General features: G+C 73.4%; 17 protein-coding genes and 2 pseudogenes. 11 read left to right on the top strand and 8 right to left on the bottom strand.

Annotation, left to right across the window (positions count from 1 at the left end):
* Positions 1–229 (bottom strand): annotated as a pseudogene (locus tag ACTWP5_RS21560) (dihydroxy-acid dehydratase); the annotation flags it as partial.
* A 163-nt stretch (positions 230–392) separates the two neighbouring features.
* On the opposite strand from ACTWP5_RS21560, the gene ACTWP5_RS21565 reads away from it, so the two are divergent.
* The 3 genes from ACTWP5_RS21565 to ACTWP5_RS21575 all read left to right on the top strand — a co-directional run bounded on the left by ACTWP5_RS21565 (position 393) and on the right by ACTWP5_RS21575 (position 4,188).
* Positions 393–1,583: a magnesium and cobalt transport protein CorA gene (locus ACTWP5_RS21565; protein ID WP_443222694.1), complete on the top strand. Its 1,191-nt coding sequence runs from the start codon at positions 393–395 to the stop codon at positions 1,581–1,583.
* A gap of 128 nt (positions 1,584–1,711) precedes the next feature.
* Entirely contained in the window at positions 1,712–2,602 is an 891-nt protein-coding gene (locus ACTWP5_RS21570; protein ID WP_443222695.1) for a formylglycine-generating enzyme family protein, read from the top strand.
* 269 nt (positions 2,603–2,871) lie between these two features.
* On the top strand, positions 2,872–4,188 hold the full coding sequence (locus ACTWP5_RS21575) for a glucuronoxylanase (RefSeq protein WP_443222696.1): 1,317 nt from the start codon (positions 2,872–2,874) through the stop codon (positions 4,186–4,188).
* Positions 4,189–4,322: 134 nt separating this feature from the next.
* Here ACTWP5_RS21575 and ACTWP5_RS21580 read toward each other — a convergent pair.
* Positions 4,323–4,613: pseudogene (locus ACTWP5_RS21580) on the bottom strand (hypothetical protein); the annotation flags it as partial.
* A gap of 138 nt (positions 4,614–4,751) precedes the next feature.
* The gene (locus ACTWP5_RS21585) at positions 4,752–5,450 is read right to left on the bottom strand and encodes a FadR/GntR family transcriptional regulator (RefSeq protein ID WP_443222697.1); all 699 of its coding nucleotides are present in this window, start codon (positions 5,448–5,450) and stop codon (positions 4,752–4,754) included.
* A gap of 153 nt (positions 5,451–5,603) precedes the next feature.
* Between ACTWP5_RS21585 and ACTWP5_RS21590 the strand changes: the two genes are divergently transcribed.
* The 7 genes from ACTWP5_RS21590 (at position 5,604) to ACTWP5_RS21620 (ending at position 15,769) form a co-directional block, all read left to right on the top strand.
* Positions 5,604–7,859: a dipeptide ABC transporter ATP-binding protein gene (locus tag ACTWP5_RS21590; RefSeq protein ID WP_443222698.1), complete on the top strand. Its 2,256-nt coding sequence runs from the start codon at positions 5,604–5,606 to the stop codon at positions 7,857–7,859.
* Positions 7,856–9,031, top strand: a complete 1,176-nt coding sequence (locus tag ACTWP5_RS21595) for an ABC transporter permease (RefSeq protein ID WP_443222699.1) — start codon at positions 7,856–7,858, stop codon at positions 9,029–9,031. Before ACTWP5_RS21590 ends, ACTWP5_RS21595 begins: the two co-directional genes overlap by 4 nt.
* Positions 9,031–9,978, top strand: coding sequence for an ABC transporter permease (locus ACTWP5_RS21600; RefSeq protein ID WP_443222700.1), 948 nt, complete (start codon positions 9,031–9,033; stop codon positions 9,976–9,978). The genes ACTWP5_RS21595 and ACTWP5_RS21600 overlap by 1 nt, the downstream gene beginning before the upstream one ends.
* A gap of 183 nt (positions 9,979–10,161) precedes the next feature.
* Positions 10,162–11,703, top strand: coding sequence for an ABC transporter substrate-binding protein (locus ACTWP5_RS21605; RefSeq protein WP_443222701.1), 1,542 nt, complete (start codon positions 10,162–10,164; stop codon positions 11,701–11,703).
* A 10-nt stretch (positions 11,704–11,713) separates the two neighbouring features.
* Positions 11,714–12,844 carry a dihydrodipicolinate synthase family protein gene (locus ACTWP5_RS21610; RefSeq protein WP_443222702.1) on the top strand — a complete coding sequence of 377 codons (1,131 nt, stop codon included), beginning with the start codon at positions 11,714–11,716 and terminating at the stop codon, positions 12,842–12,844.
* Positions 12,841–14,472 (top strand): sulfatase-like hydrolase/transferase, encoded by a 1,632-nt coding sequence (locus ACTWP5_RS21615; protein WP_443222703.1) that lies wholly within the window; start codon positions 12,841–12,843, stop codon positions 14,470–14,472. The genes ACTWP5_RS21610 and ACTWP5_RS21615 overlap by 4 nt, the downstream gene beginning before the upstream one ends.
* Positions 14,473–14,509: 37 nt before the next feature.
* Complete coding sequence (locus ACTWP5_RS21620; protein WP_443222704.1) at positions 14,510–15,769, top strand: sialidase family protein; 1,260 nt, start codon at positions 14,510–14,512, stop codon at positions 15,767–15,769.
* Between the two features lie 119 nt (positions 15,770–15,888).
* On the opposite strand, the gene ACTWP5_RS21625 is transcribed toward ACTWP5_RS21620, so the two are convergent.
* The 5 genes from ACTWP5_RS21625 to ACTWP5_RS21645 all read right to left on the bottom strand — a co-directional run bounded on the left by ACTWP5_RS21625 (position 15,889) and on the right by ACTWP5_RS21645 (position 22,154).
* Positions 15,889–17,064 carry a serine hydrolase domain-containing protein gene (locus ACTWP5_RS21625; protein ID WP_443222705.1) on the bottom strand — a complete coding sequence of 392 codons (1,176 nt, stop codon included), beginning with the start codon at positions 17,062–17,064 and terminating at the stop codon, positions 15,889–15,891.
* A 253-nt stretch (positions 17,065–17,317) separates the two neighbouring features.
* Positions 17,318–18,901 (bottom strand): alkaline phosphatase D family protein, encoded by a 1,584-nt coding sequence (locus tag ACTWP5_RS21630; protein WP_443222706.1) that lies wholly within the window; start codon positions 18,899–18,901, stop codon positions 17,318–17,320.
* 255 nt (positions 18,902–19,156) lie between these two features.
* On the bottom strand, positions 19,157–20,011 hold the full coding sequence (locus ACTWP5_RS21635) for an SGNH/GDSL hydrolase family protein (protein WP_443222707.1): 855 nt from the start codon (positions 20,009–20,011) through the stop codon (positions 19,157–19,159).
* Positions 20,012–20,173: 162 nt separating this feature from the next.
* A complete protein-coding gene (locus tag ACTWP5_RS21640; RefSeq protein WP_443222708.1) occupies positions 20,174–20,542 on the bottom strand; it encodes a DUF742 domain-containing protein in 369 nt (122 codons plus the stop codon).
* A gap of 7 nt (positions 20,543–20,549) precedes the next feature.
* Entirely contained in the window at positions 20,550–22,154 is a 1,605-nt protein-coding gene (locus tag ACTWP5_RS21645; protein ID WP_443222709.1) for an ATP-binding protein, read from the bottom strand.
* Between the two features lie 404 nt (positions 22,155–22,558).
* Here ACTWP5_RS21645 and ACTWP5_RS21650 point away from each other — a divergent pair, with 404 nt between their 5' ends.
* Complete coding sequence (locus ACTWP5_RS21650) at positions 22,559–24,334, top strand: ABC transporter ATP-binding protein (protein WP_443222710.1); 1,776 nt, start codon at positions 22,559–22,561, stop codon at positions 24,332–24,334.
* Positions 24,335–24,381: the final 47 nt, after the last annotated feature.

Consider the following 24,381-nt stretch of genomic DNA (forward strand, 5'->3'; position numbering starts at 1 on the left):
CCTCCGCGAGTTCCCGCAGGTGAGCGTTGCACGGCGTCAACTCCGAGAAGCTGTTCGCGATCCCGATCACCGGACGACCATCGAACACCTCCGGACCAAAACCCTGATTCCGCATCCACGAACGATGAATGAAACCGTTACGCCCCTCCGCCCCAAACCACGCCCCACTACGCCGGGCGCTGTTCGTGCCCGCGCCCGTGCCGTCGCCGTCGCCGTTGCCCTGCGTCATGGTGTGCCCTCTCTGCCGTCACCTCTGCCACCCGCGTCGCGGACGCGTGGCCTTCGAACTGCCATCGTCGGGGTTGCGAAGCGGTTTCCCAACGGTCGGGACCGCTTTCGACGTCGCATACTGGCTGCTGCCGTTCCCGTTCGCGAGGAGGAGCACCTTGTCGATGATGCCGTCGAGGATTCCGTCGCTGCGCAAGGCGGTCAGCCGGACGGTCCGTCGGCCGAGAACGCCGCGCGTCGACCTCTCCCACCCGGCGCGCTCCCCCCTCGGCTCCTCCGTCGTGAACTGCGTGGTGTACCTCGACGGCGAGCGGCAGCCCGTCGCCGGGACCCGGGACGATGCCGGCGACGGCGCCGGCGCGGGTGACGGCGCCGAGGCCGGGACCGATGCCGGCGACGGGGCCGGGAGCACGCCGCGAGAGGCGATCGCCCAGGCCCGTGCCACGCCCGGCCGCGCGTTCGTCTGGATCGGGCTGCACGAGCCCTCCCAACGGGAGTTCGCGGACATCGCGGAGCTGTTCGGCCTGCACCCGCTGGCCGTGGAGGACGCGGTCGAGGCCCACCAACGCCCCAAGCTGGAGGTCTACGACGACACGTTGTTCACCGTCTTCAAGACCGTGCGGTACATCGCCAACGACCGGCTCACCGCGACGAGCGAGGTCGTGGAGACGGGCGAGATCATGGTCTTCACCGGCCCGGACTTCGTCGTCACCGTCCGACACGGCCGGCACGGCTCCCTCGGCCCGATCCGGGAGGAGCTGGAGAGCAGGCCACAGCACCTGGCGCGGGGCCCGGCCGCCGTGCTGCACGCGATAGCCGACCACGTGGTGGAGACGTACGCGACGGTCACCGACGCCGTGCAGGACGACATCGAGGCGGTGGAGACGGCAGTCTTCGCCGACCACCGCCGCGGCGCCGACTCCGGCAACATCTACCAGCTCAAACGGGAGCTGTTGGAGCTGCGGCGGGCCGTGGTGCCGTTGGGCGGACCGATGTCACGCCTGGCGCGGGAGCCGCTGTCGAGCGTCGACGACGAGACGCGGCGGTACTTCGGGGACGCGGCCGACCTGCTGAACCGCTGCTGTGAGCACCTGGCGGAGTACGACGCGCTGATCGACTCCATCCTCCAGGCCAACCTCGCGCAGGTCACGGTGGCGCAGAACGAGGACATGCGCAGGATCAGCGCGTGGGTGGCGATCCTGGCGGTGCCCACGATGGTGTGCGGGCTGTACGGCATGAACTTCGACCACATGCCGGAGCTCGGATGGAGGTACGCGTATCCGACCGTGCTGGTGGTGATCGTTGTGTTCTGCTCGCTGATGTATCGCGGCTTCCGACGGAACGGGTGGTTGTAGTGGCGGGTGCGTGCTGTGCGCCGCGTGGGGGCGACGCCGGGCGGACGGGCGCGGTACCGCTCGCCGCTCCCGGCTCCGGGAACGGTTCCGGGAACGGCTCCGGGAACGGCTCAGCGGGCCTCGGCCCGATGGTGGAGCTGCCGGGCGGAACGTTCCTGATGGGAGCGGAGGACGACGCCGGCTTCCCGGCCGACGGGGAGGGCCCAATCCGCGAGGTGCGGCTGCGGCCGTTCGCTATCGACGCGCACGCCGTGACCAACCGCCGCTTCGCCGCGTTCGTCGACGCCACCGGGTACGTCACGGACGCCGAACGCTTCGGCTGGTCCTACGTCTACGCGGGCTTCCTGCCGGCCGCGCTGCGCCGCCAGGCCCGGCGGCCGGCCGAGACGCCGTGGTGGTGCGGGGTGCCCGGCGCGGACTGGCGCCGGCCCGAGGGCCCCGGCTCGACGGTCGGGGACAGCGAGCGCGGGGAGGACGGCGAGAGCGGCGAGGGTGACCGGTGGGACCACCCGGTGGTGCACGTCTCGTGGGCCGACGCGGCGGCGTTCTGCGCGTGGGCGGGACTGCGCCTGCCCACGGAGGCCGAGTGGGAGTACGCGGCGCGCGGCGGCCTGACCGGCGCCCGTTACCCGTGGGGCGACGAGCTCACCCCGGACGGGAAGCACCGCTGCAACATCTGGCAGGGCAGCTTCCCGTTCAGGAACACGGGCGAGGACGGGTACCTCGGCACCGCTCCCGTGGACGCCTACGAGCCCAACGGCTTCGGCCTGTACAACGTGGCGGGCAACGTCTGGGAGTGGTGCGGCGACTTCTTCAGCCCCGACTGGCACCTCACGGGCCCGCGCCGCGACCCCGTCGGACCGCCCGACGGTGCCGCACGCGTCATGCGCGGCGGCTCGTACATGTGCCACGCCTCCTACTGCAACCGCTACCGGGTGGCGGCCCGCAGCAGCAACACGCCCGACAGCTCCGGCGGCAACATCGGCTTCCGCTGCGTGCGCGAGATCGACGCCGACTGACCGCGACGGTCGGCCCCGTCGGGCGGGCGGGAAAGCGCTCGCGGACGGTTGACGGTGGGGAGGCCGGCCGTTAGCGTGCGAGCGTCCGACATCGTGTATGCCGTTCGTGATATCGCACAACAAACACCTCGCGCGGCCACCGTCGCGAGCGAGTCGCGCAGGCGACTGGGAGCGCTCCCAGTCGCTTCGCGGCGCAGAGAGACGAGGACGTCCGTCGAGGCGTGGGGGCTGGGACAGCGCACGTCACCGCCACGTTCCGAGGAGGAACCATGACGTCACGCGAGAACGAGCCCCGCACCACCCGGCACCCCGGGACCCCGAGCCGCAGGACCGTCCTGACGACGATGGGCGCCCTTCCCGTCGCCGCCCTGGCCGCGACGACGGCCGGGGGCACGGCCAGGGCCTCCGGGGAACCGTCCACCGCGCAGGCCGGAGTCGTCGTCAACCCGTCCGCCACACGGCAGACGATCAGAGGCTTCGGCGGCATGAACCACACCGTCTGGATCAGCGACCTGACGGCCGCCCAGCGGGACGCGGCGTTCGGCAACGGGGACGGCCAGCTCGGCTTCTCCGTCCTGCGGATCCCCGTCCACGAGGACCGGGCGAACTGGAGCCGCGAGGTGGCAACGGCCCGGCGCGCCATCGAGCACGGGGCGACCGTCATCGCGTCGCCGTGGAACCCCCCGGCCTCGATGATCGAGAACTTCGGCGGCGGCAGGCGGCTGCGCTACGACCAGTACGGCGCCTACGCCCAGCACCTCAACGACTTCACCACGTTCATGCGGGACAACGGCGTGAACCTGTACGCCGTCTCGGTGCAGAACGAGCCCGACTACGCGCACGACTGGACCGCGTGGACGCCCACCGAGATGGTGCGCTTCCTGCGGGAGAACGCCGGCTCGATCAGCACCCGGGTCATCGCGCCGGAGTCCTTCCAGTACGTGAAGAGCTTCTCCGACCCGATCCTCAACGACCCCTCCGCCCTCGCGAACATGGACATCCTCGGGGCACACCTCTACGGCACGCCGTTCGGCGACTTCTCCTACCCCCTCTTCCAGCAGAAGGGTCAGGGCAAGGAGCTGTGGATGACCGAGGTCTACCACCCCAACAGCAGCGACTCGGCGGACCTCTGGCCCCAGGCGCTCGACGTCGGGGAGCACATCCACCGCGCCCTGGTCGACGGCGGGTTCCAGGCGTACGTGTGGTGGTACATCCGGCGCAGCTACGGTCCCATGCGGGAGGACGGGCAGATCAGCAAGCGCGGCGCGAACATGGCGCACTTCTCGAAGTTCGTCCGCCCGGGGCACGTGCGGGTCGACGCTACCGCCAACCCGCAGGCGAACGTCTACACCTCGGCGTACCGGGGCGGCTCCGGCGGCTCCCAGATCGTCATCGTCGCGATCAACAAGGGGACGGGGTCGGTGAGTCAGCAGTTCACGATCCAGAACTCCACGGCCTCGCGCGTGTCGTCCTGGCTGACGGACGCCAGCAGGAACCTCGCGCCCCAGAGCGGGGCGACCGTCTCGGGCGGCTCCTTCACGGCCCAACTGCCCGCCCGGAGCGTGACGACCTTCGTCACCGCGTAGGAGGCGCCTCTCCCACTCCGGGTGATCGGCTCCGGCCGCCTCCGGCCGCCTCCGGTCGTGTCCGGCTGGCGGTGGCGAGGCGGCCGTTGCCTGCCCGGTCGCCCCGGTCTCGTCGGAGGGGTTCAGCGCCTCGCGCTCAGGAAGCCGCCCGTGGCCCGCCAGGACAGCACCGACCAGCACGACTGCGCGGACAGCAGCGACCCCTTGCTCAGCCATGAGCCGAAGGAGAGCACCGCCAGCGCCGAGCCGATCGAACCGATCGCCAGGGCGCACCCGACCGAGCCGATGGAGAGCACCGATCCCACGGACCCGATGGACAGCACGGAGCCGACCGAGCCGATGGACAGCGTGGAGTGTTGCGACCACAGGGACAGGACGTTGTCGGAGGAGCCGCGGGGCCCGGGTGACGTGGATGGCTGAGTCATGAGTCCACCCTGCTCCGCGCTCTCCCGGCCCTCATCCGGTGATCCCGCGTCCGGGTGACACCGGGGGCGCACGCCTGCCGAGGCCCTCGAACCCCCACCTCCCCGGCGACCCGACGCGCGCGGGGTGGTGGCGAACCGTCAGTCCGTCGCCTCGCTCACACGTTCCTCGATGCCGAGGTAGTGCTGGTGCACCGCGTCCCTGGCTCGGTCGGGGTCGCCGCTGAGGACGGCGTCGAGGATCGCCGCGTGGCTGTGGTGGATGTCCGCCGGGTCGCGGTGGGGCACGGCCGGGGCCGCGCGGTGGTAGGCGACCCAGAAGAGGTCGAAGAGGGTCAGCAGCATCTCGTTGCCGAGGTCGGCGAAGAGCAGCCGGTGGAACTCGCGGTCGGCCTCGGCGGAGCTCTCGCCGCGTTCGGCGTGCTCCCGCATCGTCTCCAGCGCCGCGCGCAGTTCGGCGATGCTGGCGGGGGTCAGGGCGCGCATGGCGTCGCCGATCATCGCGGACTCCAGCGCCTTGCGGAGGGCGACGAGGTCGGCGAGGGCGCGCGGGCCGCGCATCAGGCCGTAGGGGAGGTTCTCCAGCAGCGGCGCGAAGGAGAAGTCCTTGACGAAGACGCCGCTGCCGCGCCGGGTCTCCAGGACGCCGGTGGACTCCAGTGCCTTGACCGCCTCGCGGACCGAGTTGCGGCTCACGCCGAAGAGGCGGGCGAGCTCGGCCTCCGGCATGAGGGGGTCGCCGGGCCGCAGCTCGTGTGCGGTGATGTAGTGCCGTATCTCGTCCTGCACGGTCTTGTGCAGGGGTGGCGGGCTGTCGAGCCGCTGGATTGTCCGCCGCACGGGTTTCTTCCGCCCTGTGTCGCCCAATTTTTACCGCCCCCTTGACGGGGTTGTGTCATGATCCTACGGTCCTATCAACTTGTAGGATATCCAGCAGGTCCCGGGAGGGCAGCGTCGGTGCGGACATCGGTTCGAAGCTCGGTCGGGAGCCCAGTGCTGAGCCTGAGGGACCTCACGGTCGAGTTCGCCACGCCCGCCGGCGTGGTCCGGGCCGTGGACGGCGTGAGCTACGAGGTCGAGGCCGGCGAGACGCTCGGCGTGGTTGGCGAGACCGGCTCCGGCAAGAGCGTCACGGTGCTCGCCGCCCTCGGACTGCTGACGGCGGGGAACGTGCGGCGCGTCTCGGGGCAGGCCCTGCTGGACGACACGGACCTGCTCTCGTTGCCCGAGGCCGAGCTGCGGCGGGTGCTGGGCCGCGAGGTGGCGATGGTCTTCCAGGACCCCATCTCGGCGCTCAACCCGGTCCAGCGGGTCGGTGACCAGATCGCCGAGACGTTGCGCGTCCACGACCGGACGCTGTCCGCGCGGGCGGCGCGCGCCCGCGTCGTGGAGCTGCTGCGGCTCGTCGGCGTGCCCCACCCCGCCGGCCGCTACGACGCCTATCCGCACCAGTTCTCCGGCGGCATGTGTCAGCGGGCGGTGATCGCCATGGCGATCGCGAACCAGCCCCGCGTCCTGATCGCCGACGAGCCGACCACCGCGCTCGACGTGAGCGTGCAGGCGCAGATCCTCGACGTGCTGCGCGTCGCGGCCGAGGAGACCGGCGCCGCCACGGTGCTCATCACGCACGACCTGGGCGTGGTCGCGGAGACGGCCGACCGGGTGTGCGTGATGTACGGCGGACGGGTCGTGGAGACCGGCACGGTCCACGACGCGTTCACCCGGCCGCGCCACCCGTACACGGCGTCGCTGCTGACCTCGCTGCCGAGGCTCGACGGGCCGGTGCGTCGCCTGATCCCGATCCCGGGTCAGCCGCCGGACCCGATCAACCTGCCGGCGGGCTGCCCGTTCGCGCCGCGCTGCCCGGTGGGGCGCGACCGCGCGGTGTGCCACGAGGAGCGGCCGGCGCTGGAGCCGGCCGAGCCGGGGCTGAGCGCGTGCCACTTCCCCGAGGAGGCGGCCCCGCTGCTCGCACGGGCGCGGGCCGACGGGGCGCGGGGGTCGGCCGGGCGGACGATCATCGACGCGGGCGGTGTCGAGGGGAGCGTCGACGGCGACGGGGCTGTCGAGGTCGGGGCCGAGGCCGGGATCAGGGCCGATCTCGGGGCCGGGGCCGAGGTCGAGGCCGACGGCGGCGCCGGGGGTGACGCCGGGGGTGACGGTGCGATCGACGCGAGTATCGGTGCCGGCGGAGCCGGCCAGACCGGCGGTGTGGGCCAGACCGGCAGGGCCGGCGCGGCCCCCGGAACGGACGGCGACGGCGGTGCGGTGCTGGCCGTGCGCGACGCGCAGAAGCGCTTCCCCATCCGCCGTGGCGTCTTCTCCCGCGTCTCCGGCTGGGTCCGCGCCGTCGACGGCGTCTCCTTCACCATCCCGCCCGGCCACACGCTGGGCCTGGTCGGCGAGTCCGGCTGCGGCAAGTCCACGCTGGCCCGCATGATGCTGCGGCTGATCGAGGCCAGCGACGGCACGATCGCCGTGGAGGGCCGCGAGCTGGCGGCGGCGGGGCGGCACGAGCTGCGCGACATACGACGCCGGGTCCAGATGGTGTACCAGGACCCGTTCGCCTCCCTCAACCCCCGCCTCAGCGTCGGGGACAACGTCGCCGAGCCGCTGCGCCTGGCCGGCGGGTTCACCCGGGAGCGGCGGCGAAGGCGGGTGCTGGACCTCTTCGAGCGGGTCGGGCTGCGTCCCGAGCACGTCGACCGGTATCCGGCGGAGTTCTCCGGCGGGCAGCGGCAGCGTGTCGCCATCGCGCGGGCGCTGGCGCTCCAGCCACGCCTGCTGATCCTCGACGAGCCGGTCTCCGCCCTCGACGTCTCGGTGCAGGCGCAGGTGCTGAACCTGCTGGCGGAGCTCCAGGAGGAGTCGGGGATGGCGTACCTGTTCGTCAGCCACGACCTGTCGGTGGTGCGGCAGGTGGCGGACGAGGTGGCGGTGATGTACCTCGGCAGGATCGTCGAGGTGGGCGACGTGGAACGGATCTACCGCCGCGCCGCCCACCCGTACACGCGGCTGCTGCTCGCCTCGGTGCCGATCCCCGACCCCGTCGGGCGGGAGACACGGCGGCGCGCGCCCCTGGGCGGGGACGTGCCGAGCCCCGCCGATCCGCCCTCGGGCTGCACGTTCCGCACGCGCTGCCCGCTGGCACAGGAGCGGTGCGCGGTGGAGGAGCCGCCGCTGCGGCCGTTCGACGGCGGGCGGACGGCCTGCCACTTCGCGGAGACCGTGCGGGAGGAGCTGCCGTGAGCGACAAACGGCTTCCCGTCAGGGACGATCCGGAGGAGCCGGAGCGGGCGGGCCGGAGCCCGCGCGCGTCGGGCCCACCGGGGGGTGCCGGCGTGACGGGTCTGGAGGGCGGGGGCGACGCCTCCCTGCGGAAGGTACGTGGGGTGGGCGGGCACCGCTCGGCCGACGCGTCCGCCTCGTCCGCCTCGTCCGCCTCGTTCGACGCGGCGGAACGGCGGGACGGTCCCGAGCCACCGGACGCGACGGAACCTCCGGACGCGACGGAGCCACCGGACGCGACGGTCGCGGCGGGCGCGCCCGCCGCGCCGGTCGAGAGTGCCCGCTGGCGCGTCACGCTGCGGCGCTTCGCCCGCTCCCGGGCGGCCGTCGTGGGCGCGTGCGGGCTGGCCGCGCTCCTCCTCATGGCCGTGTTCGCCCCGCTGATCGCCCCGTTCGACCCGAACGAGCAGGGCGCGGAGAACCTCCTGGGCCCCTCCGCCTCCCACCTCCTCGGCACGGACGAGCTCGGCCGCGACATCGCCTCCCGACTGATCTACGGCGCCCGCGCCTCCCTCCTCGTCGGCTTCGGCGCCGCCGCGCTCGGCGCGCTGGTCGGCGTGCCGCTGGGGCTGGCCGCCGGGTACCTGGGCCGGTGGGTGGACTCGGTGACGATGCGCCTGCTCGACCTGCTGCTGGCCGTGCCGGGAATCCTGCTCGCGCTGGTCCTCATCGCCGTGCTCGGCGCGAGCCGGGGCAACCTCATCCTCGCCATCGGCGTCGGCGCCGTGCCCGAGTTCGGGCGGCTGACGCGCGCGGCCACCCTCGCGATCCGCGAACGCGACTTCGTCGTGGCCTCGCGCGGCATGGGCGCGTCGACTCCGGACACCATGTTCCGCACGGTGCTGCCGAACGTGCTCGGCCCGATCCTGGTGCAGCTCGTCGTGACCGCGTCCCTCGCGGTCGTGGTCGAGGCGGGCCTGAGCCTGCTGGGTCTCGGGACGCCGCCGCCGGCGCCGTCGTGGGGCGCGATGCTCCAGCAGGCGAGGTCGTATCTCTACCAGAGCCCCTGGTACGGGGTGTTCCCCGGGCTCTGTCTGGCCTTCACCGTCTTCTGCCTGGACCGGGTGGGACGCGGACTGCAACGGGCGGTGGGCACCGAGGTGTCCAGCGGCGCGCGGGAGGGGACGCTCTGATGTACGCCTACCTGGTGCGCCGCCTGTTGCAGTTCGTGGTCGTGCTCTTCCTCGGGTCGATCGCGGTGTGGCTGTTCGCGTTCGCGCTGCCCGGCGACCCGGCCACGGTGCTGACCGGCCCCGACGCCACCGACGCGGAGCTGGCGGCCACGCGGGAGCGGCTCGGCCTGGACCGTTCGGCCGTCGAGCAGTACGGCATCTGGCTCGGCAACGCCCTCACCGGCGACCTGGGCACCTCGTACTTCTCGACCGAGTCGGTCTGGTCCACGTTGCTGGACACGGTGCCGGCCACGGCGCAGCTCGCGGTGTTCGCGATGACGCTGACGCTGCTGATCGCGGTGCCGGCGGGGCTGACGGCCGCGTTGTGGCCGCGTTCGCTGGCCGGGAGGGCGGTGCAGGCGTACCTGACGCTCGGGCTGTCGATCCCGGCGTTCTGGCTGGGTCTGCTGCTGATCATCGCCTTCGCGGTGCAGCTGGACTCCCTGCCGGCGACCAGCGACTACGTGCCGTTCTTCACGGCTCCCGGCGAGGCGCTGCGGGCCACGATCCTGCCGGCGCTGGCGATCGCGGTCCACGCCTCCAGCGTCGTGGCGCGCTTCCTGACCTCCTCCATCCGGGAGGTGATGGGGCGGGACTTCATCCGTACGGCGCGGGCCAAGGGCGTGCCGGAGCGGCGGGTGATCGGCAGGCACGCGCTGCGGAACGCGGCCCTGCCGACGGTCACGGTCGTCGGCATCCAGCTCGGCGGCTTCCTCGGCGGCACGGTCGTGATCGAGGCCGTCTTCAACTATCCCGGTCTCGGGCGGCTGCTCTACACCTCGATCGGCGAGCGGGACTACGCCGTGGTGCAGGGCGGCGTGCTCTTCGTCGTCGCCGCGTTCCTCTGTCTGAACCTGCTGGTCGACATCGTCTACGCCTACCTCGATCCGCGCATCCGCCTGTCCTGACCTTTCCTCTGACCCGCTGTCATCCCGCCTCCTCGCCTCCTCGGCTCGTCGGCACGTCGGCTCGTGGGCTCGTCCGCCGCCGCTGTCGCCGCCTCTCCCTGTTCCCTGTCCCCTGCTCCGTGCCCCCTGTCCCCTGTCCCCTGTCCTCCGACGACCACCCTGCCCCTGACGAGGGAGCCTTCCATGGCACACCGCGCCGTCCTCCGCCCGTCCCGCCGCTCCGTGCTCAAGGCCGGAGGGCTCGCCGGGGCGAGTTCGCTGCTGGGTCTGCCGCTGCTGGCGGCCTGCGGCGGCGGCTCCACGGCCTCCACCGGGCGCCTCACGCTCGGCACGACGCAGATCATGCAGTTCGACCCCTACCAGACGAACTCCGCGATCCACATCCACACCTTCTACACCTACCTCCTGGACTACACGGAGAACTACGACACCCGGCCGGCCGGCGCCGCGCGGTGGGAGTTCGCCGACGACCACCGCTCGGTGACGATCACGCTGCGGGAGCAGACGTTCCACGGGGGCGGCCAGGTCACCGCGACCGACGTGGTGGTGGGCGTGGAGCGGGCCAAGGACCCGGAGGCCGGCTTCACCCTCGCCGAGCCCTCGGCGTTCATCGAGTCGGCCACGGCGGTGGACCGGCGCACGGTCCGGCTCGACTTCGTGACCGAGACCCCCGAGTCCCTGGTGCTCGACTGGATGTTCGCCTTCCCCCTCGTCCGCGCCGACCGCAACAACGCGGCGGCGATGGAGACCGAGCCGGCCGGCTCGGGCCCGTTCCTGGTGGACAGCTTCACCCGCGACCGGCGGCTCGTCGTGCGCCGCAACCCGGACTACTGGGACAGCGAGCTGCCCCGCCTGGACGAGGTCGAGTTCCGCTTCTTCCGTGACGAGGAGTCCCTGGTCTCGGCGCTGGAGTCGGGCGACGTGGACGGCGCGATCTATCTGGCGCCGCGCCACGACGAGCGGCTGCGCGACCGCTTCTCCCTGGTGCAGGGCGGCGGGCGGATGGACCTGTTCTTCATGAACGCCTCGCGGCCCCCGTTCGACAACCGGGCGCTGCGGCAGGCCCTGGCGCGCGCCGTGAACCGGGAGCGGATCATCGAGCAGGTCCGCTTCGGCATCGGCGAGCCGATCTACACGGCGTTCATGCCGTCCTCGCCCGCCTTCGACAGCACCTACCTCGACTCGCACGGCTTCGACCTCGCGGAGGCGGAGCGGCTGCTGGGGAGGGCCGTCGACGAGGGCGCGGCGCGCGAGGCCACGGCCGGCGTCGGGGACGAGCCGGGCGCGATCGACATCCTCCAGATCATCCAGGCGGACTTCGAGGAGATCGGCTTCACGCTCAGCATCGAGCCGATGGAGCAGACGACCTTCCTGGAGGAACTGTTCTCCAGCAACCTCGAGTGCTGCGTCGCGGCACAGCCGAACAACCTCCAGTCGCCGTCGCTGATCGCGCGCGGCCGGCAGATGCTGCCGACGACCGACAACGTGATGCTGGGCGAGAACCTGCCCGAGGCGTACGTGACGGCCGTCGAGGAGGCGAGGACCGCCGTCACGCCCGAGGCGCAACGGGCGGCGTGGCAGCGGCTGAACGAGGTCCTGGTGGACGAGGCGTGGGCGGTCGGGATCGCGACCCGCCCGTCGCTCCACGGGCTGGACCAGTCCGTGACGGGCCTCGCCGTGGACCAGCGTGACTTCCTGGTGTTGGCCGACATCCGTGTCGAGTGAGGGGGCGTCGGTGAACCGACACGACCAGCTGAACGAGTCCCGCCCCGACGGGCAGCGTCCCGACGGGCAGCGTCCCGACGAGGCGAGCCGGCCGGCGCCGGGAGGCCCGCTCGACTACGGCGGCTCCCATCCGGTGATGGCCCTGCTCACGGCCGTGTTCACGCCGTTCGACGAGGACGGCCGCGTGGCGTACGAGCTCGTGGAGAAGCAGGCCGAGACGCTGCTCGCCTGGGGCTGCCCCGGCGCCTACGTCGGCGGCACGGCCGGCGAGGGCGCCTCGTTGACGACCGCCGAGCGGATGCTGCTGCTGGAGCGGTGGTGCGAGGTCGCCGACGGGCGGCTCGACGTCATCGCGCACGTGGGGCACACGAGCCTCGGTGAGGCGCGGGCGATGGCGGAACACGCGCAGCGGGTGGGGGCGCGCGCCGTCTCCGCCGTCCCGCCCTACTTCCACCGGCCGACCGGGGCCGCGGGGCTCGCCGACTTCCTGGCCCGGGTGGCCGAGGCGGCCCCTGGCCTGCCGTTCCTCTACTACCACATCCCCTCCGTCACCGGGGTCACCATCCCGGCGAGCCAGGTGATGGCGGAGGCACGGGAGAGGGTGCCGGGCTTCGCGGGCGTGAAGTTCGCCCACGGGGACATGGCCGACCTCCAACGGTGCCTGCGGCTGGCCGCCGAGCGTCCCGACGGCGGGCGGCGGAACGGGCCCGACGGCCACGCCGGGGACGAGGGCTCTGGCGGGGGCGGGACCGGAGGCGGGGACGGTGTCGAGGTGTACATGGCCAACGCCCGCCTGCTGCTCACCTCCATCACCATGGGCGCGCGCGCCGCCATCGGCTCGGCGTACAACTTCGCCGCCCCGGTCTACCTGCGGATGCTGGAGCACGTGGCGGCTGGCGAGGCGCGGGAGGCGCGGGACTGTCAGCTGCTGGCACAGGACGCGATCGACGCGGTCGCCGGATACGCGGGGGAGCTCGCCGGCTTCAAGGCGGCCAGCGCCCTCGTCGGCCCCGACTGCGGGCCGTGCCGGCCGCCGCTGGCCTCGCTGGACGCGGCCCAGCGCGCCGCGCTCCGCGAGGAGCTGGGACGTCTCGGCTTCCTCGCGGCGGTCGGGGCGGGCGGTCCGGAGGGGCAGCGGTGACGCGACGGCCGCCGGCCCCGGTGTCGGGCCCGGTGTCGGGCCCGGTGTCGGGCTCGGCCTCCGGCCCGGCTCCGCGCGCTCACCCGCGTCCCAACGTCCTGCTGATCCAGGCCGACCAGTTCCGCTGGGACTGCTTGGGGGCCGCGGGCCATCCCGACGTGCAGACGCCCCACCTCGACCGCCTGGCCGCCGACGGGGTGCTCTACCCGGAGGCGTTCTGCCCGCTGCCGATCTGCACGCCGTCCCGGTACTCGCTCCTGAGCGGGCTCTACCCGCACCAGCACGGCGGCTGGACCAACCACTGCACGCTCTCCCCCTCCCTCGACACCTTCCCCAGGGCGCTGCGCCGCGCCGGCTACCGCACGGCGGCCGTGGGCAAGATGCACTTCACCCCGACGTACCTCGACGCCGGGTACGACCGGATGGTGCTCGCCGAGCAGCACGGCCCCGGCCGCTACGACGACGACTACCACCGCGAGCTGCGCGAGGCCGGGCTCGCGCCGGTGCTCGACCTGCTCGACCAGGAGGAGCACCTGCGGCCGCTGGCCCCCGCCTCCTACTGGGGTGACTTCGGCACCGGCCGCTCGGACCTGCCGGAGGAGTGGCACTCGACGACGTGGATCGGCGAGCGGGCGCTGTCGGAGCTGGCCGGCTGGTCGGCGGAGGGCGGCGGGCTGCTGCACGTGTCCTTCGTGAAGCCGCACCACCCGTTCGACCCGCCGGCCCCCTGGGACGAGCTGTACGACCCGGACGCGCTGACGGTGCCGCCGGGCTGGTGCGAGCGGGTGCCGGCGGCCGACCTGCCCCATCTGCGCGGGTACTTCGCCTACGACGAGGACGCGCTGACGGAGCCGGTGCTGCGCCGCGTCATGGCCCACTACTACGCGAGCATCACGCAGCTCGACCACCACGTCGGGCGGCTGCTCGACCACCTGCGCCAGGCGGGCCTCTACGACGACACGCTCATCCTCTTCACCTCCGACCACGGCGAGTATCTGGGTTTTCACCATCTGCTACTGAAAAATGGGCCCATGTACGACCCCCTGGTGCGGGTCCCGCTGCTGGTGAAGTTCCCGGTCGGCGGTGTCGGTGGCGCGCGGCGCGGCGAGCGCTGCGACGCGCTGGTCTCGTTGACCGACCTCGCCCCGACGATCGTCGGCGCGTGCCGGGACGCCGACAGCGACGCGCCGTGGCCGGGGCTGGACCTGGCCGCGGACGCGGAGGCGGCGGCCGCCCGCACCCACGTCTTCGCGGAGAACCGCACCTTCGGGCCCGTGGCGATGGCCCGTACCCGCCGCCACAAGCTGCTGGTGAGCGGGGACCAGGACCGAGCGGGTGACGCCCTGTTCGACCTTGAGGCGGACCCGCACGAACTCACCAATCTCATCGACCGACCCGACGGCGCGCGTCCCCTCGCGGAGCTGCGTGCCGCCCTGACCCAGTGGGCTCTCTTCGACACGCCGGTGCCGACCCACCTCGACGAGGACGCGCCCCGCATCGACGGGGCCAACGTGCCGACCAACGACGCCGCCCGGCGCGCCGAGCACCGGGCCTGGTTCACCGCCCGCGTCCGGCGGGCCCGACGAGCAGGGAGCGAAGAACACGATGAGCAGACGACAGCACCGTGACGACAGACGCGGACGCAGACCGGGCAGACGCGGGGCCGTGCGCCTGACGACGGCCGGGATCGCCCTCGCCGCCGTCCTCGTGCCCATAAACCTCTCCGCGGCCACCCCCGCGGCCTCCGCCTCTCCCGCGGTGCGGTACAGCACCGTCTTCCAGCAGGGCCAGGACGGGTACCACACCTTCCGCGTCCCCGCGGTGGTGCAGGCGGCCGACGGGACGCTGCTGGCGTTCGCCGAGGGGCGGGTGCGCGGGTCCAGCGACAACGGCAACATCGACCTGGTGATGAAGCGGTCGCGGGACGGCGGCGCCTCGTGGGGGCCGCTGGAGGTCGTGATCGACGACGGCGCCAACAAGTTCGGCAACCCGGTGCCGGTCCTCGACCGGTGGACGGGACAGATCGTGCTGAACGTGACGCGCACCGGGGGCGAGGTCGACGGCGACGACATCCGATGCGGGCTCGCCGACACCACGCAGACACGCCGCTCGTTCGTCCTCTTCAGCGAGGACCACGGCGAGAGCTGGACCGACCCGGTGGAGATCACCGCCGACGTGCGGCCGGACAACTGGCGGCACTTCGTGGGCGGCCCCGGGCACGCCATCCAGCTGACGCGGGGTGAGCACGCGGGCCGCCTCGTGATCCCGGGCAACCACTCGGTGGCGCCGCCCGAGGGCAGCGGCATCGACTGCCTCGACAACCGCCTCTACGGCGCCCACTCCCTCTACAGCGACGACCACGGCCTCACCTGGCACCTCGGCGGCGTCGACACCCCGCTGGCGGGGACGATCAACCCCAACGAGTCGATCGCCGCCGAGCTCAGCGACGGCCGGGTGTACTTCAACGCCCGCGACCAGCACGGCACGAGCGCCGGCAGCCGGGCGGCGACGACCAGCAGCGACGGCGGCGCCACGTTCGACCAGCCCTACCAGGAGGTGCCCGACCTGGTCTCCCCCGTGGTGCAGGGCTCGGTCGTCTCCCTCACGGTCGGCGGCAGGCCAGGCGGCTTCCTCGTCTTCTCCGCTCCGGGACAGGCCGACGCGCGGCGCGACCTGACGCTCTCCTTCAGCCTCGACGACGCGCGGACCTGGCACAGCGGGCTCGTCATCCACGAGGGGCCCGCCGGATACTCCGACCTCGTGCAGATCCGGCCCGGCAGCGACGGCCACGGCCGCGGCGTGGGCATCGGCGTGCTGTACGAGAACGGCGTGCCCACGGCGGAGGATCCCACCCCGCCGTACTTCGAGCGCATCACCTTCGCCCGCCTCCCGGCGGGCACCCTGGACTCCACCCTCGCGCCGTAGGGCGCGGCGCGCCCGTGGCGCGGGGGCGCTGGTGGCCCCGGCACCGCCGAAGGACGGAGCGCACTGAAGGACGGAGCACCGCCGCCGGTCGGCCCGCGCAGGGCCGGCTGGCGGCGCCGTCACGTGAGGCCCCGGCACAGCACGTGGTCGGTGAGCGGCCCCAGAGCCTTCTCCTCCGCCTCGACTTTCAGGTGGTCGGCGTTCCCCGTGGTGGAGACCACGACGGCCCGGCCGCCGTCCTCGGTGACCCCGCCGCGCGTGGAGGCCCCGAAGGTGTCGCCCCAGTGCGTCCAGTACCCGCCGCCGCAGCTGAGGGGGAACCACATCAGTCCGAGCCCGTACCGCAGACCCCACCGCTCGTACTCGGGGACCGGGACGGTGGTCCGCATCGCGGCGAGCTGCTCCGGCCCCAGCAGCTCGCCGCGCGTCAGCGCCGTGAGGAAGCGTTCGAGATCGCGCGGCGTGCTGACGAGGGACCCCTCGCCGTCCATCTCGCTGACGTTGAGGACCGTGGTGTCGAACCAGGGCTCGCCCTCCGCGAACTTCCAGTACGTGTGGGGGTGCGGCTCGGGCAGGTACGGCTGGTGGCCGGGGACCAGGGTGCGGGTCAGCTCCAGGGGCACGATGATCCGTGAGGTGACCTCCTCCGCCCAGCTGTTCCCGGTGACCGCCTCGACGATCATCGCGGCGAGGACGTAGTTCGTGTTCGAGTACGTGAAGCGGGTGCCGGGCGCGCTGCTCGGGGGCAGCTCCATCGCCGCCTCGACGATCTCGGCGAACGTCATGGCGTCGTACCGGTGCTCCTCGAAGGACTCCGCGCTCTCCCCGCCGGGGACGGGCCAGGCCGCCGGCAGGCCGCTGGTGTGCTGGAGCAGCTGACGGACGGAGATGGCGCGGCCGTCGTTCCCGTGCCCCGTGACCACGCCCGGCAGCCATCGCTCCACGGAGTCCTCCAACGCCAGCCGGCCCTCCCCCACCAGCTGCAGCACCACCGTCGCCGTGAACGCCTTGGTGGAGCTGCCGATACGGACGGAGGACCGCCACGGGACGGGCCGACCGGTGCCGAGCTCGGCGACGCCGGCGCGCGCACGGGCCCGCCGCTGCCCGTCCCGCGCCGTCACCAGCACGCCGACCGCGCCCGCCTCACGCACCACGGCCTCGGTGTCGCGCGACAGCCACTCCGGGGCGGCGGTCCGCTCCTCCGAGGGGCCGGCGCGCCGCGGCTCGGCCGCGGGCGCCGTCGCGGCGATGACCGCGACGACGCACGTCAGCAGAAGGAGTCTCAGCACGCTCACGGGCCGCCGCCACGTCTGACCCCGCCGCGGGGCTCCGGCCGCTCCCTCACGTCCGTCCCCGCCCTCGTCCCCGTCCCCGTCCCCACGCAGCGGCACGGCCCTCACCCTCCGTTTACACAGCCGACCATTCGTCACTCAGTGTGACGGATGGTCGGCTGTCGGCGGGAGGGCCGGGCCCGTGATTCGCTCGAACGGGTGATGCGGCAGGCGGCGGATCAGGACGTTCGGCCGGCTGGCCAGCCGGCTGGTGAGGCTACTGCTCGACGCCCGCGATCCCCGGCACCCCCGCGGTCACGTGCACGCGGGCCCGCGTGCCGATCGGCGCGCCAGGCCGGCTCACGTACTCCACGACGCGGTAGTCCGTGCGCCACGCGTCCGGCGTCAGCTCGCACACGGCGTAGCCGCGCTGCCGGTTGTGGAACCGCAGGTGGGGGTTCTCCGCCAGCCAGACGCGGCCCCACTCGTCCTGGTCGGAGCCGTCGCCGCTGGAGCTGATGGAGGTGCCGAGGAACTCGGCGCCCAGCGTGGCCGAGTCGGGGTCGTCGAAGTTCGCCTTGAGGTCGGCCGCGACGCTGCGGTGGGCGTCGCCGGTGATGACGACGAAGTTCTCCACCCCACGGGCCTGGACGCCGTCGAAGACGCGCTGCCTCGCGGCGGCGTAGCCGTCCCAGGTGTCCATGCCGAACGCCCGGAGCTCGCCCTCGGCGGAGTCGCCCTGGAACATGAAGATCTGGTTCGCCATCACCTTCCACGTCGCGTCGGAGTCGCCGAGCCCGTCCAGCAGCCAGCGCTCCTGCTCCGCGCCGAGCATGGTGCGCGCCGGGTCCAGCCGCTCCTCGCAGTCGAACTGCCGGCCGTCGCCGCACGCCTGGTTGTCCCGGTACTGACGGGTGTCGACCACGTGGAACTCCGCGAGCCGCCCGTAGTCGAGCCGCCGGTACAGCCGCGCGTTCGGCCCCGAGGGCAGGGCGTCGCGCCGCAGCGGCATGTGCTCGTAGTACGCCTGGAACGCCGCCGCGCGGCGGGCCAGGAACGCCTCGCCGCCGCTGTCCTGCCCGTCGAGGTCGTTCGCCCAGTTGTTGTCCACCTCGTGGTCGTCGAGGATCACGATCCACGGGAACGCGGCGTGGGCGGCCTTCAGGTCCGGGTCGCTCTTGTACTGGCCGTAGCGGATGCGGTAGTCCGTCAGGGAGAAGATCTCCGTCGCCGGCAGGTGGCCGCGGCCGATGGTGTCGTTGCCGGCGCCCTCGTAGATGTAGTCGCCGAGGTGGACGACGAGGGAGACGTCCTCGTCGGCCAGGTGCCGGAAGGCCGTGAAGTAGCCGTCGGAGTAGTTGTTGCAGCTGACGAAGGCGAAGGACAGCGAGGAGCTGGCGGTCAGGCTCTCGGAGGTGTCGGTCGCGGTGCGGGTGCGGCCGGTCTCGCTGTAGGCGTTCCCGACGCGGAAGCGGTAGTAGTAGTCGCGTCCCGGGCGCAGGCCGTCCACCTCGGCGTGGACGGCGTAGGCGAGGTCGGGCGTGGCGAGTTCGAGGCCGGAGCGGACCACGCGGCGGAAGCGCTCGTCCTCGGCCACCTGCCAGCGGACGGGCACGGTCCACCGGGTGCCGAGTCCGCCGAGGCCGTCCTCGGCCAGCGGGTCGGGGGCGAGGCGCGTCCAGAGCACGACGCCGTCGGGCAGCGGGTCGCCCGAGGCGACCCCGAGGGTGAAGGGGTCGCTGGAGAAGCGGGGTTGCGCCCACACGGGCGGAGCCGCGACGGCGGCCAGCGGCAGGGTGGCGGCCAGGCCACCCCCGGAGTAGGTGAGGAACCGACGACGACTCAATCCCGAACTACGCACGAGGCCTCCCAGTGGACCATTGGTTCCAGGTGGTGATACGCGGCGCCATGTGCTGGCAAACGAGACGTGATGCAAGCAGACGCGTCCTGCGGGGCGACGAGCGGCGGATGAACGGCGCGTGCCGGCTCGGGACACGCCAGGGGGGAACGCGCCCGGCCCCACCCGTCTGGGGGGTGGGGCGGGCGGGGCCGGGGTGGGGCGGCGGCCCCGGCCGTCGCCGCCACGGGGGGCGGCGCCCGGCCGGGATCGGCGGGATCAGGAGGTGGCGGCGGTGGTGACGGCCTCGGTCAGCGGGGCGAACCAGCCGTCGGCGAGCTTGCGGTTGCCGGCGTCGTTGGGGTGGACGCCGTCGTAGGTGTCGGTGTCGGTGTCGAAGCCGGTCCACTGGTCGACGACGGTGATCGGGGAGCCGGCCGTGCTGAGGGAGGCGGCCCAGCCGGGGATCGCGGCGTTGAGGTCGGCGACGCGCTGGCCGCACTCCGCGCACGAGCGCGCGGAGTCCATGGGGATGATCTGGGCGACGAGGATCTCCATGGCGGGGTTGTTGGCCCGCATCTGCGTCACGAGCGTGGTGAAGGCGTCGAGGATGGTGTCGGTGGGCCGGCCGCTCCAGGCGTCGTTGGTGCCCAGGTGCATCAGCACGACGTCGGGGTTGGTGGCCGACAGCCAGGGCGGCAGCTGGTTCTGGTCGGCCATGTTGGTGGCGAGGATGCCGCCGTGGCCCTCGTTCTCGCCGTCGTAGGCGAAGCCGCAGCCCTGGCCCGGCAGCGTGCCGACGAAGTCGACGGCGGTGTGGCCCGCGGCGACGAGGTCCTGCCAGAGCAGGGCGCGCCAGCAGCCGGGCGAGCCGGTGATCGAGTCGCCCAACGGCATGATGCGGACCGGGTCCTGGGCGGCACGTGCGGAGGGGGAGGAGGCGGGGGACGCCTGCCCTGCCTGCGATGCCTGCGACGCCTGTGGTGCTTGTGCTGCCCGCGGCGCCTGCGACGCCTGTGGCGTCTCCGTCGTTCGTGACGGTGGCGACGCCTGTGAGACCTGCGTCAGGCCAGGGCTCAGACACAGCGCGGCGACGGCGACGAACGCCGCCGCGAGCCGACGAGTTCTTCTCATGCGAGGTGCTCCCGATACGCGGGGGGTCCGCCGGTCACGCGGCGCGTCCCGTCCGGCCGCGCGCAGCCCCGTTCCGGTGGCATGTCCATGATTACAGGACATCTCGTGCCCCGGAAGCGCGCCCGCGGCGACGCTCCGGGTGGTCGGCCGTCAGAAGGTCGGTCACGGCAGCGCCTTCAGGCCGTCGATCACCCGTTCCAGCAGGTGCGTGTCGGGCGGGCCCTCGTCCTCGTACCACGCCTGCTCGCAGGAGGAGGCCGGCGTGCGCACCACGAGCCACCCCGCGTCGAACAGGTCGCAGGCGAGGACCTTCACGAAGCTCACGGGCAGCGAGAGGTCCGCGGCGAGCTCGGCCAGCGGGAGCGCGCCGGCCCGCAGCACGCGGGCCAACACCTGCTGCCCGGCCGGGGAGACGCCCACCGGCACGTGGTCGGTGGCGGCGCGCAGGACCGTCATACGGTCCAGCACGTTGCGACTGGGGCGGGTGCGACCGCCGGTCCAGACGTAGGGCGGAATCAGCCGCCGGTCCATGGGGGAGTCAGCTTCCTTTCTCGTCAGGTGGGTCGACGTCGAGGGCCGGGTGGGGCCCGTGGGGCTGGGACTGGTAGGGCCGAGGGGCCTGGAAGGGCTGGGAGCTCTGGAGAGGCTGGGGGGCCTGGAGAGGCTGCCCCGGCGCGACGGCGGAGTCCGCGCGCGGCGGGTCGAGATGGGCGCGCCCGCGCGCGGTGCCGCGTTGCAGGGCGCCGATGCGGGCGGCGACCTCCTCCGGGTCGCGCGGAACGAGCGGCGCCGCGACACCCTTCGGCCTCGCGGCCTCGCGGCCGGGGGCGGCCGGCCGCACCACGGCACCGCCACCGCCGCTCCGCCGTCGCCGTGGCAGCGGCGGCGGACCCTCACCCGCGCCACCCTCGGCACCGGCGTCCGCGCCACGCTCCCCGCCCCGCTCGCGCTCCCGCCCACGCTCGCCGTCGCGTCCGTCGACGGCGAGCGTGCCGAACACGCAGGCCGTCGCGCCGCAGCACACCCCCGCCAGCGACCCCGCCCCCCCGCCGAGGCGCGCACCGGCGTGCGGCGTGTACACGGGCAACGGGATGGGCGGGGTCTCCTCGGGCGGCAGCGTCGTCAGCAGCCCCGTCGGCACCAACACCACGGCCCTGACCCCCGCGTACGGGGACGGCTCCAGCGTGACCGAGATCCCGTGCCGGTGGCAGAGCCAGCCCACGGCCGCCAGGCCGGAACGCGGCGGGTCCCCCAGTTCGGCGAGGGTGACCCGCTCCGAGCCCGACAGCAGCGTCTTCGCGTGCGCGAACTCCTCCGCGCTCATCCCGATCCCGGCGTCGCTGATCACCACCACCGCGCCGCCGGGCGCCTGGTGCAGGCCCGCCTCCACCGGCAGGGTGCCCGGGGAGTGGTGCACCGCGTTGGCCAGCAGCTCCGCCACCACGACGGCCACCGGCTCCGCCGCGCTGTCGACGACCGCCACCGGCTCCGACAGGTGGTCGACGATGCGCACCCGGTCGTAGTCGGCGATGCGGGAGCTGGCGCCCATCACCAGCGCCCGCAGCGGCGTGCGGCGCCGGACCAGACCGGCGCCGGCCCCGCAGACCACGCCGGTGACCTGGAGGCGGCGCAGCATCTGCTCGTTGAGGTGGTCGAGGCCGGCGAGCTGCTCGGCGAGCTCCGGGTCGTCGTACCGGTGGAGCATGTCGTCGACCGTGGTCTGGATCTGGTAGCACATCGCCTGGAGGCGGTTGGTGGCGCCGCGCAGCACCGCCCGCGCCGCCTCGTCGACCCGGCGGCCCTCGGCGACCAGGCCGGCGCCGGCCTGCGCCAGCACCGAGGTCAGGGCCGCGCCCGCCTCGGTCGTGGCCAGCCGGGCGTGGCGCGGGGCGGGCACCCGCGCGCCGGGGTCCGAGGCGGACGCGAGCAGGGCGGGCAGCCGCTCCGCCGCGAGGTGCCGCACCTCCTCCACCAGCTCACGCTCCCGGCACTGGGCCCGCTCGACCCGCCGTCGCAACACGTCCGCGCGGTGCCGCGCGTCGGCCAGCCGACGGCGGTGACGACGCCGCTCCGCAGCCAGCAGCAGCACGGCCGCCGCGCACCCCGACGCCAGCAGCACGTCCAGCGTAGTCGCTATCTGCATCTCATTAGCTCCAGAGAGTAACGGTCACGAGGCGAGCGGAGGTCAGGGTCGGGACGGGGAGAGGAGACGGCGGACGCTTCGGCCTGAAGGATGCGCAGACCCTCGGCGCGGTGGGCGCCGGACGCCAGTCGCGGACCCGGTCCGGGTCCGGCACACGCGAGCTGGCGAGCTGCCGGTCTGACGAGCTGTTCGATGCGGAAAGAACGGTTTTGTCTTCCGTGGCGGACAGCCGGCCCGCAGTCAAGCAGTCAGGGCGGTCCGGCGCAAGGCGGCCCCATGGGCACGTGTGTGCGCTCAACTTCACGACGGCACACGGCGTCACTCACACCGACGCACGCCGCACCCACACGCACCGCGTCGGTCCACCACGTTCCACCAGCACGGCCACACCAAGGGGGCACGACGTGACAGTCGAGGCGAACGAGCAGGAGCCAGACCCGCCGGCCTGGCGGGTGCTCCTGGGATACGTGCGCCCGCACCGGGGCGCACTGGCGCTCGGGGCGCTCCTCTCCCTCGCCACCACCGCCACCGGTCTCGCGCTCCCCCTCGTCGCGCAGCGCCTGATCAGCGACCTCTCCGAGGACCGCGCCATCTCCTCGGCCCTGGTCCTGATGACCTTCCTCGTGGCGGCCAACGCGGTGCTCGGGGCGCTCGGCTCCTACACCCTGCAACGCGCCGCGGAGTCCGTGGTCCTCACCGCCCGCCGCTCCCTGACCTCCACCATGCTGCGGCTGCGGATCTCCGCCATGGACGCCAGCGAGCCCGGCGACCTGCTCGCCCGCGCCACCTCGGACACCACCCTGCTGCGCGCCATGACGACGAACTCCCTGGTCGGCATGAGCACGGGCGGCCTCGCGATGGTCGCGACGCTCGTCGCGATGGGCACGGTGGACCTGCCGCTGCTCGGCGTCACGCTGCTCGTGCTGGTGGTGGCGGCCGTGATCATCGGCGTCATCGTGCCGGCCATCCAGCGCGCCAGCCGCAGCGCGCAGGAGTCCATGGGCCAGATGGGCGCCGCGCTGGAGCGGGTGCTCGGCGCGATGCGCACCGTGAAGGCGTCCGGTGCCGAGGCCCGCGAGGAGCGCGCGGTGCACGAGGCCGCGCGGGAGTCCTGGCGGCAGAGCCTGCGGGCCGCGAAGTGGCAGGCGCTGGCGGGGAACACCGCGGGCCTGTCGATCCAGGCCGCGTTCATCACGGTCCTCGCCGTGGGCGGCGCGCGGGTGGCCACCGGCTCCATCGAGGTGGGAGCGCTGGTGGCGTTCCTGCTGTACGTCTTCTACCTCATCTCCCCGATCGCCCAGGTGGCGGAGGCCGTCTCGCAGTACCAGGTGGGCGCGGCGGCCATCGGCCGCATCCTCCAGGTGCGCCGGATGCCGACGGAGTCCGTCGAACCCGCCCTCGCACGCGCCCCGGCGCGTGTCGTCGCCAACGCCACGGCGCCCGCCTCCGTCACCTTCGAGGACGTCCGTTTCCGCTACGGGCCCGAACTCCCGTACGTCCACCACGGGGTGACGTTCACCGTGCCGCCGCGCGGCCTGACCGCGTTCGTCGGCCCCTCCGGCGCGGGCAAGACGACGATCTTCTCGTTGATCGAACGGTTCTACGACCCGGACGCCGGCCGGGTGCTGGTCGACGGCCGGGAGGTCCACGACTGGGAGCTGCCCGAGCTGCGCGCCGCCATCGGGTACGTGGAGCAGGACGCGCCCGTCCTCTCGGGCACCCTGCGGGAGAACCTCCTGTTCGGCGCCCCGGAGGCGAGCGAGGAGGCGCTGGCCGAGGCGCTGCGCACCACCCGGCTCGACGACCTGGTGGCCCGGCTGCCGGAGGGCGTCGACACCGTCGTGGGCCACCGCGGCACCAAGCTCTCCGGCGGCGAGCGGCAGCGCGTCGCGATCGCCCGCGCCCTGCTGCGCCGGCCGCGCCTGCTGCTGCTGGACGAGGCCACCTCCCAGCTCGACGCGGTCAACGAGGCGGCGTTGCGCGACACCGTCGCCGACGCGGCCCGCGACACGACGGTGCTGGTGGTCGCCCACCGGCTCTCCACGGTCACCGCGGCCGACCGCATCGTGGTGATGGACGCCGGCCGGGTGGAGGCCGTCGGCACGCACGCGGAACTGGTCGGCCTCAGCCCGCTCTACGCCGAGCTCGCCGCCACGCAGTTCCTCGCGGAGGTGCACTGACACGGCGTGCGCCGACGCGGAGGTCCGCTGACCGCGGAGCGCGGGAA

Origin of the sequence: Streptomyces sp. 4N509B, from assembly GCF_052245655.1 — a bacterium.
Lineage (GTDB): Bacteria > Actinomycetota > Actinomycetes > Streptomycetales > Streptomycetaceae > Streptomyces.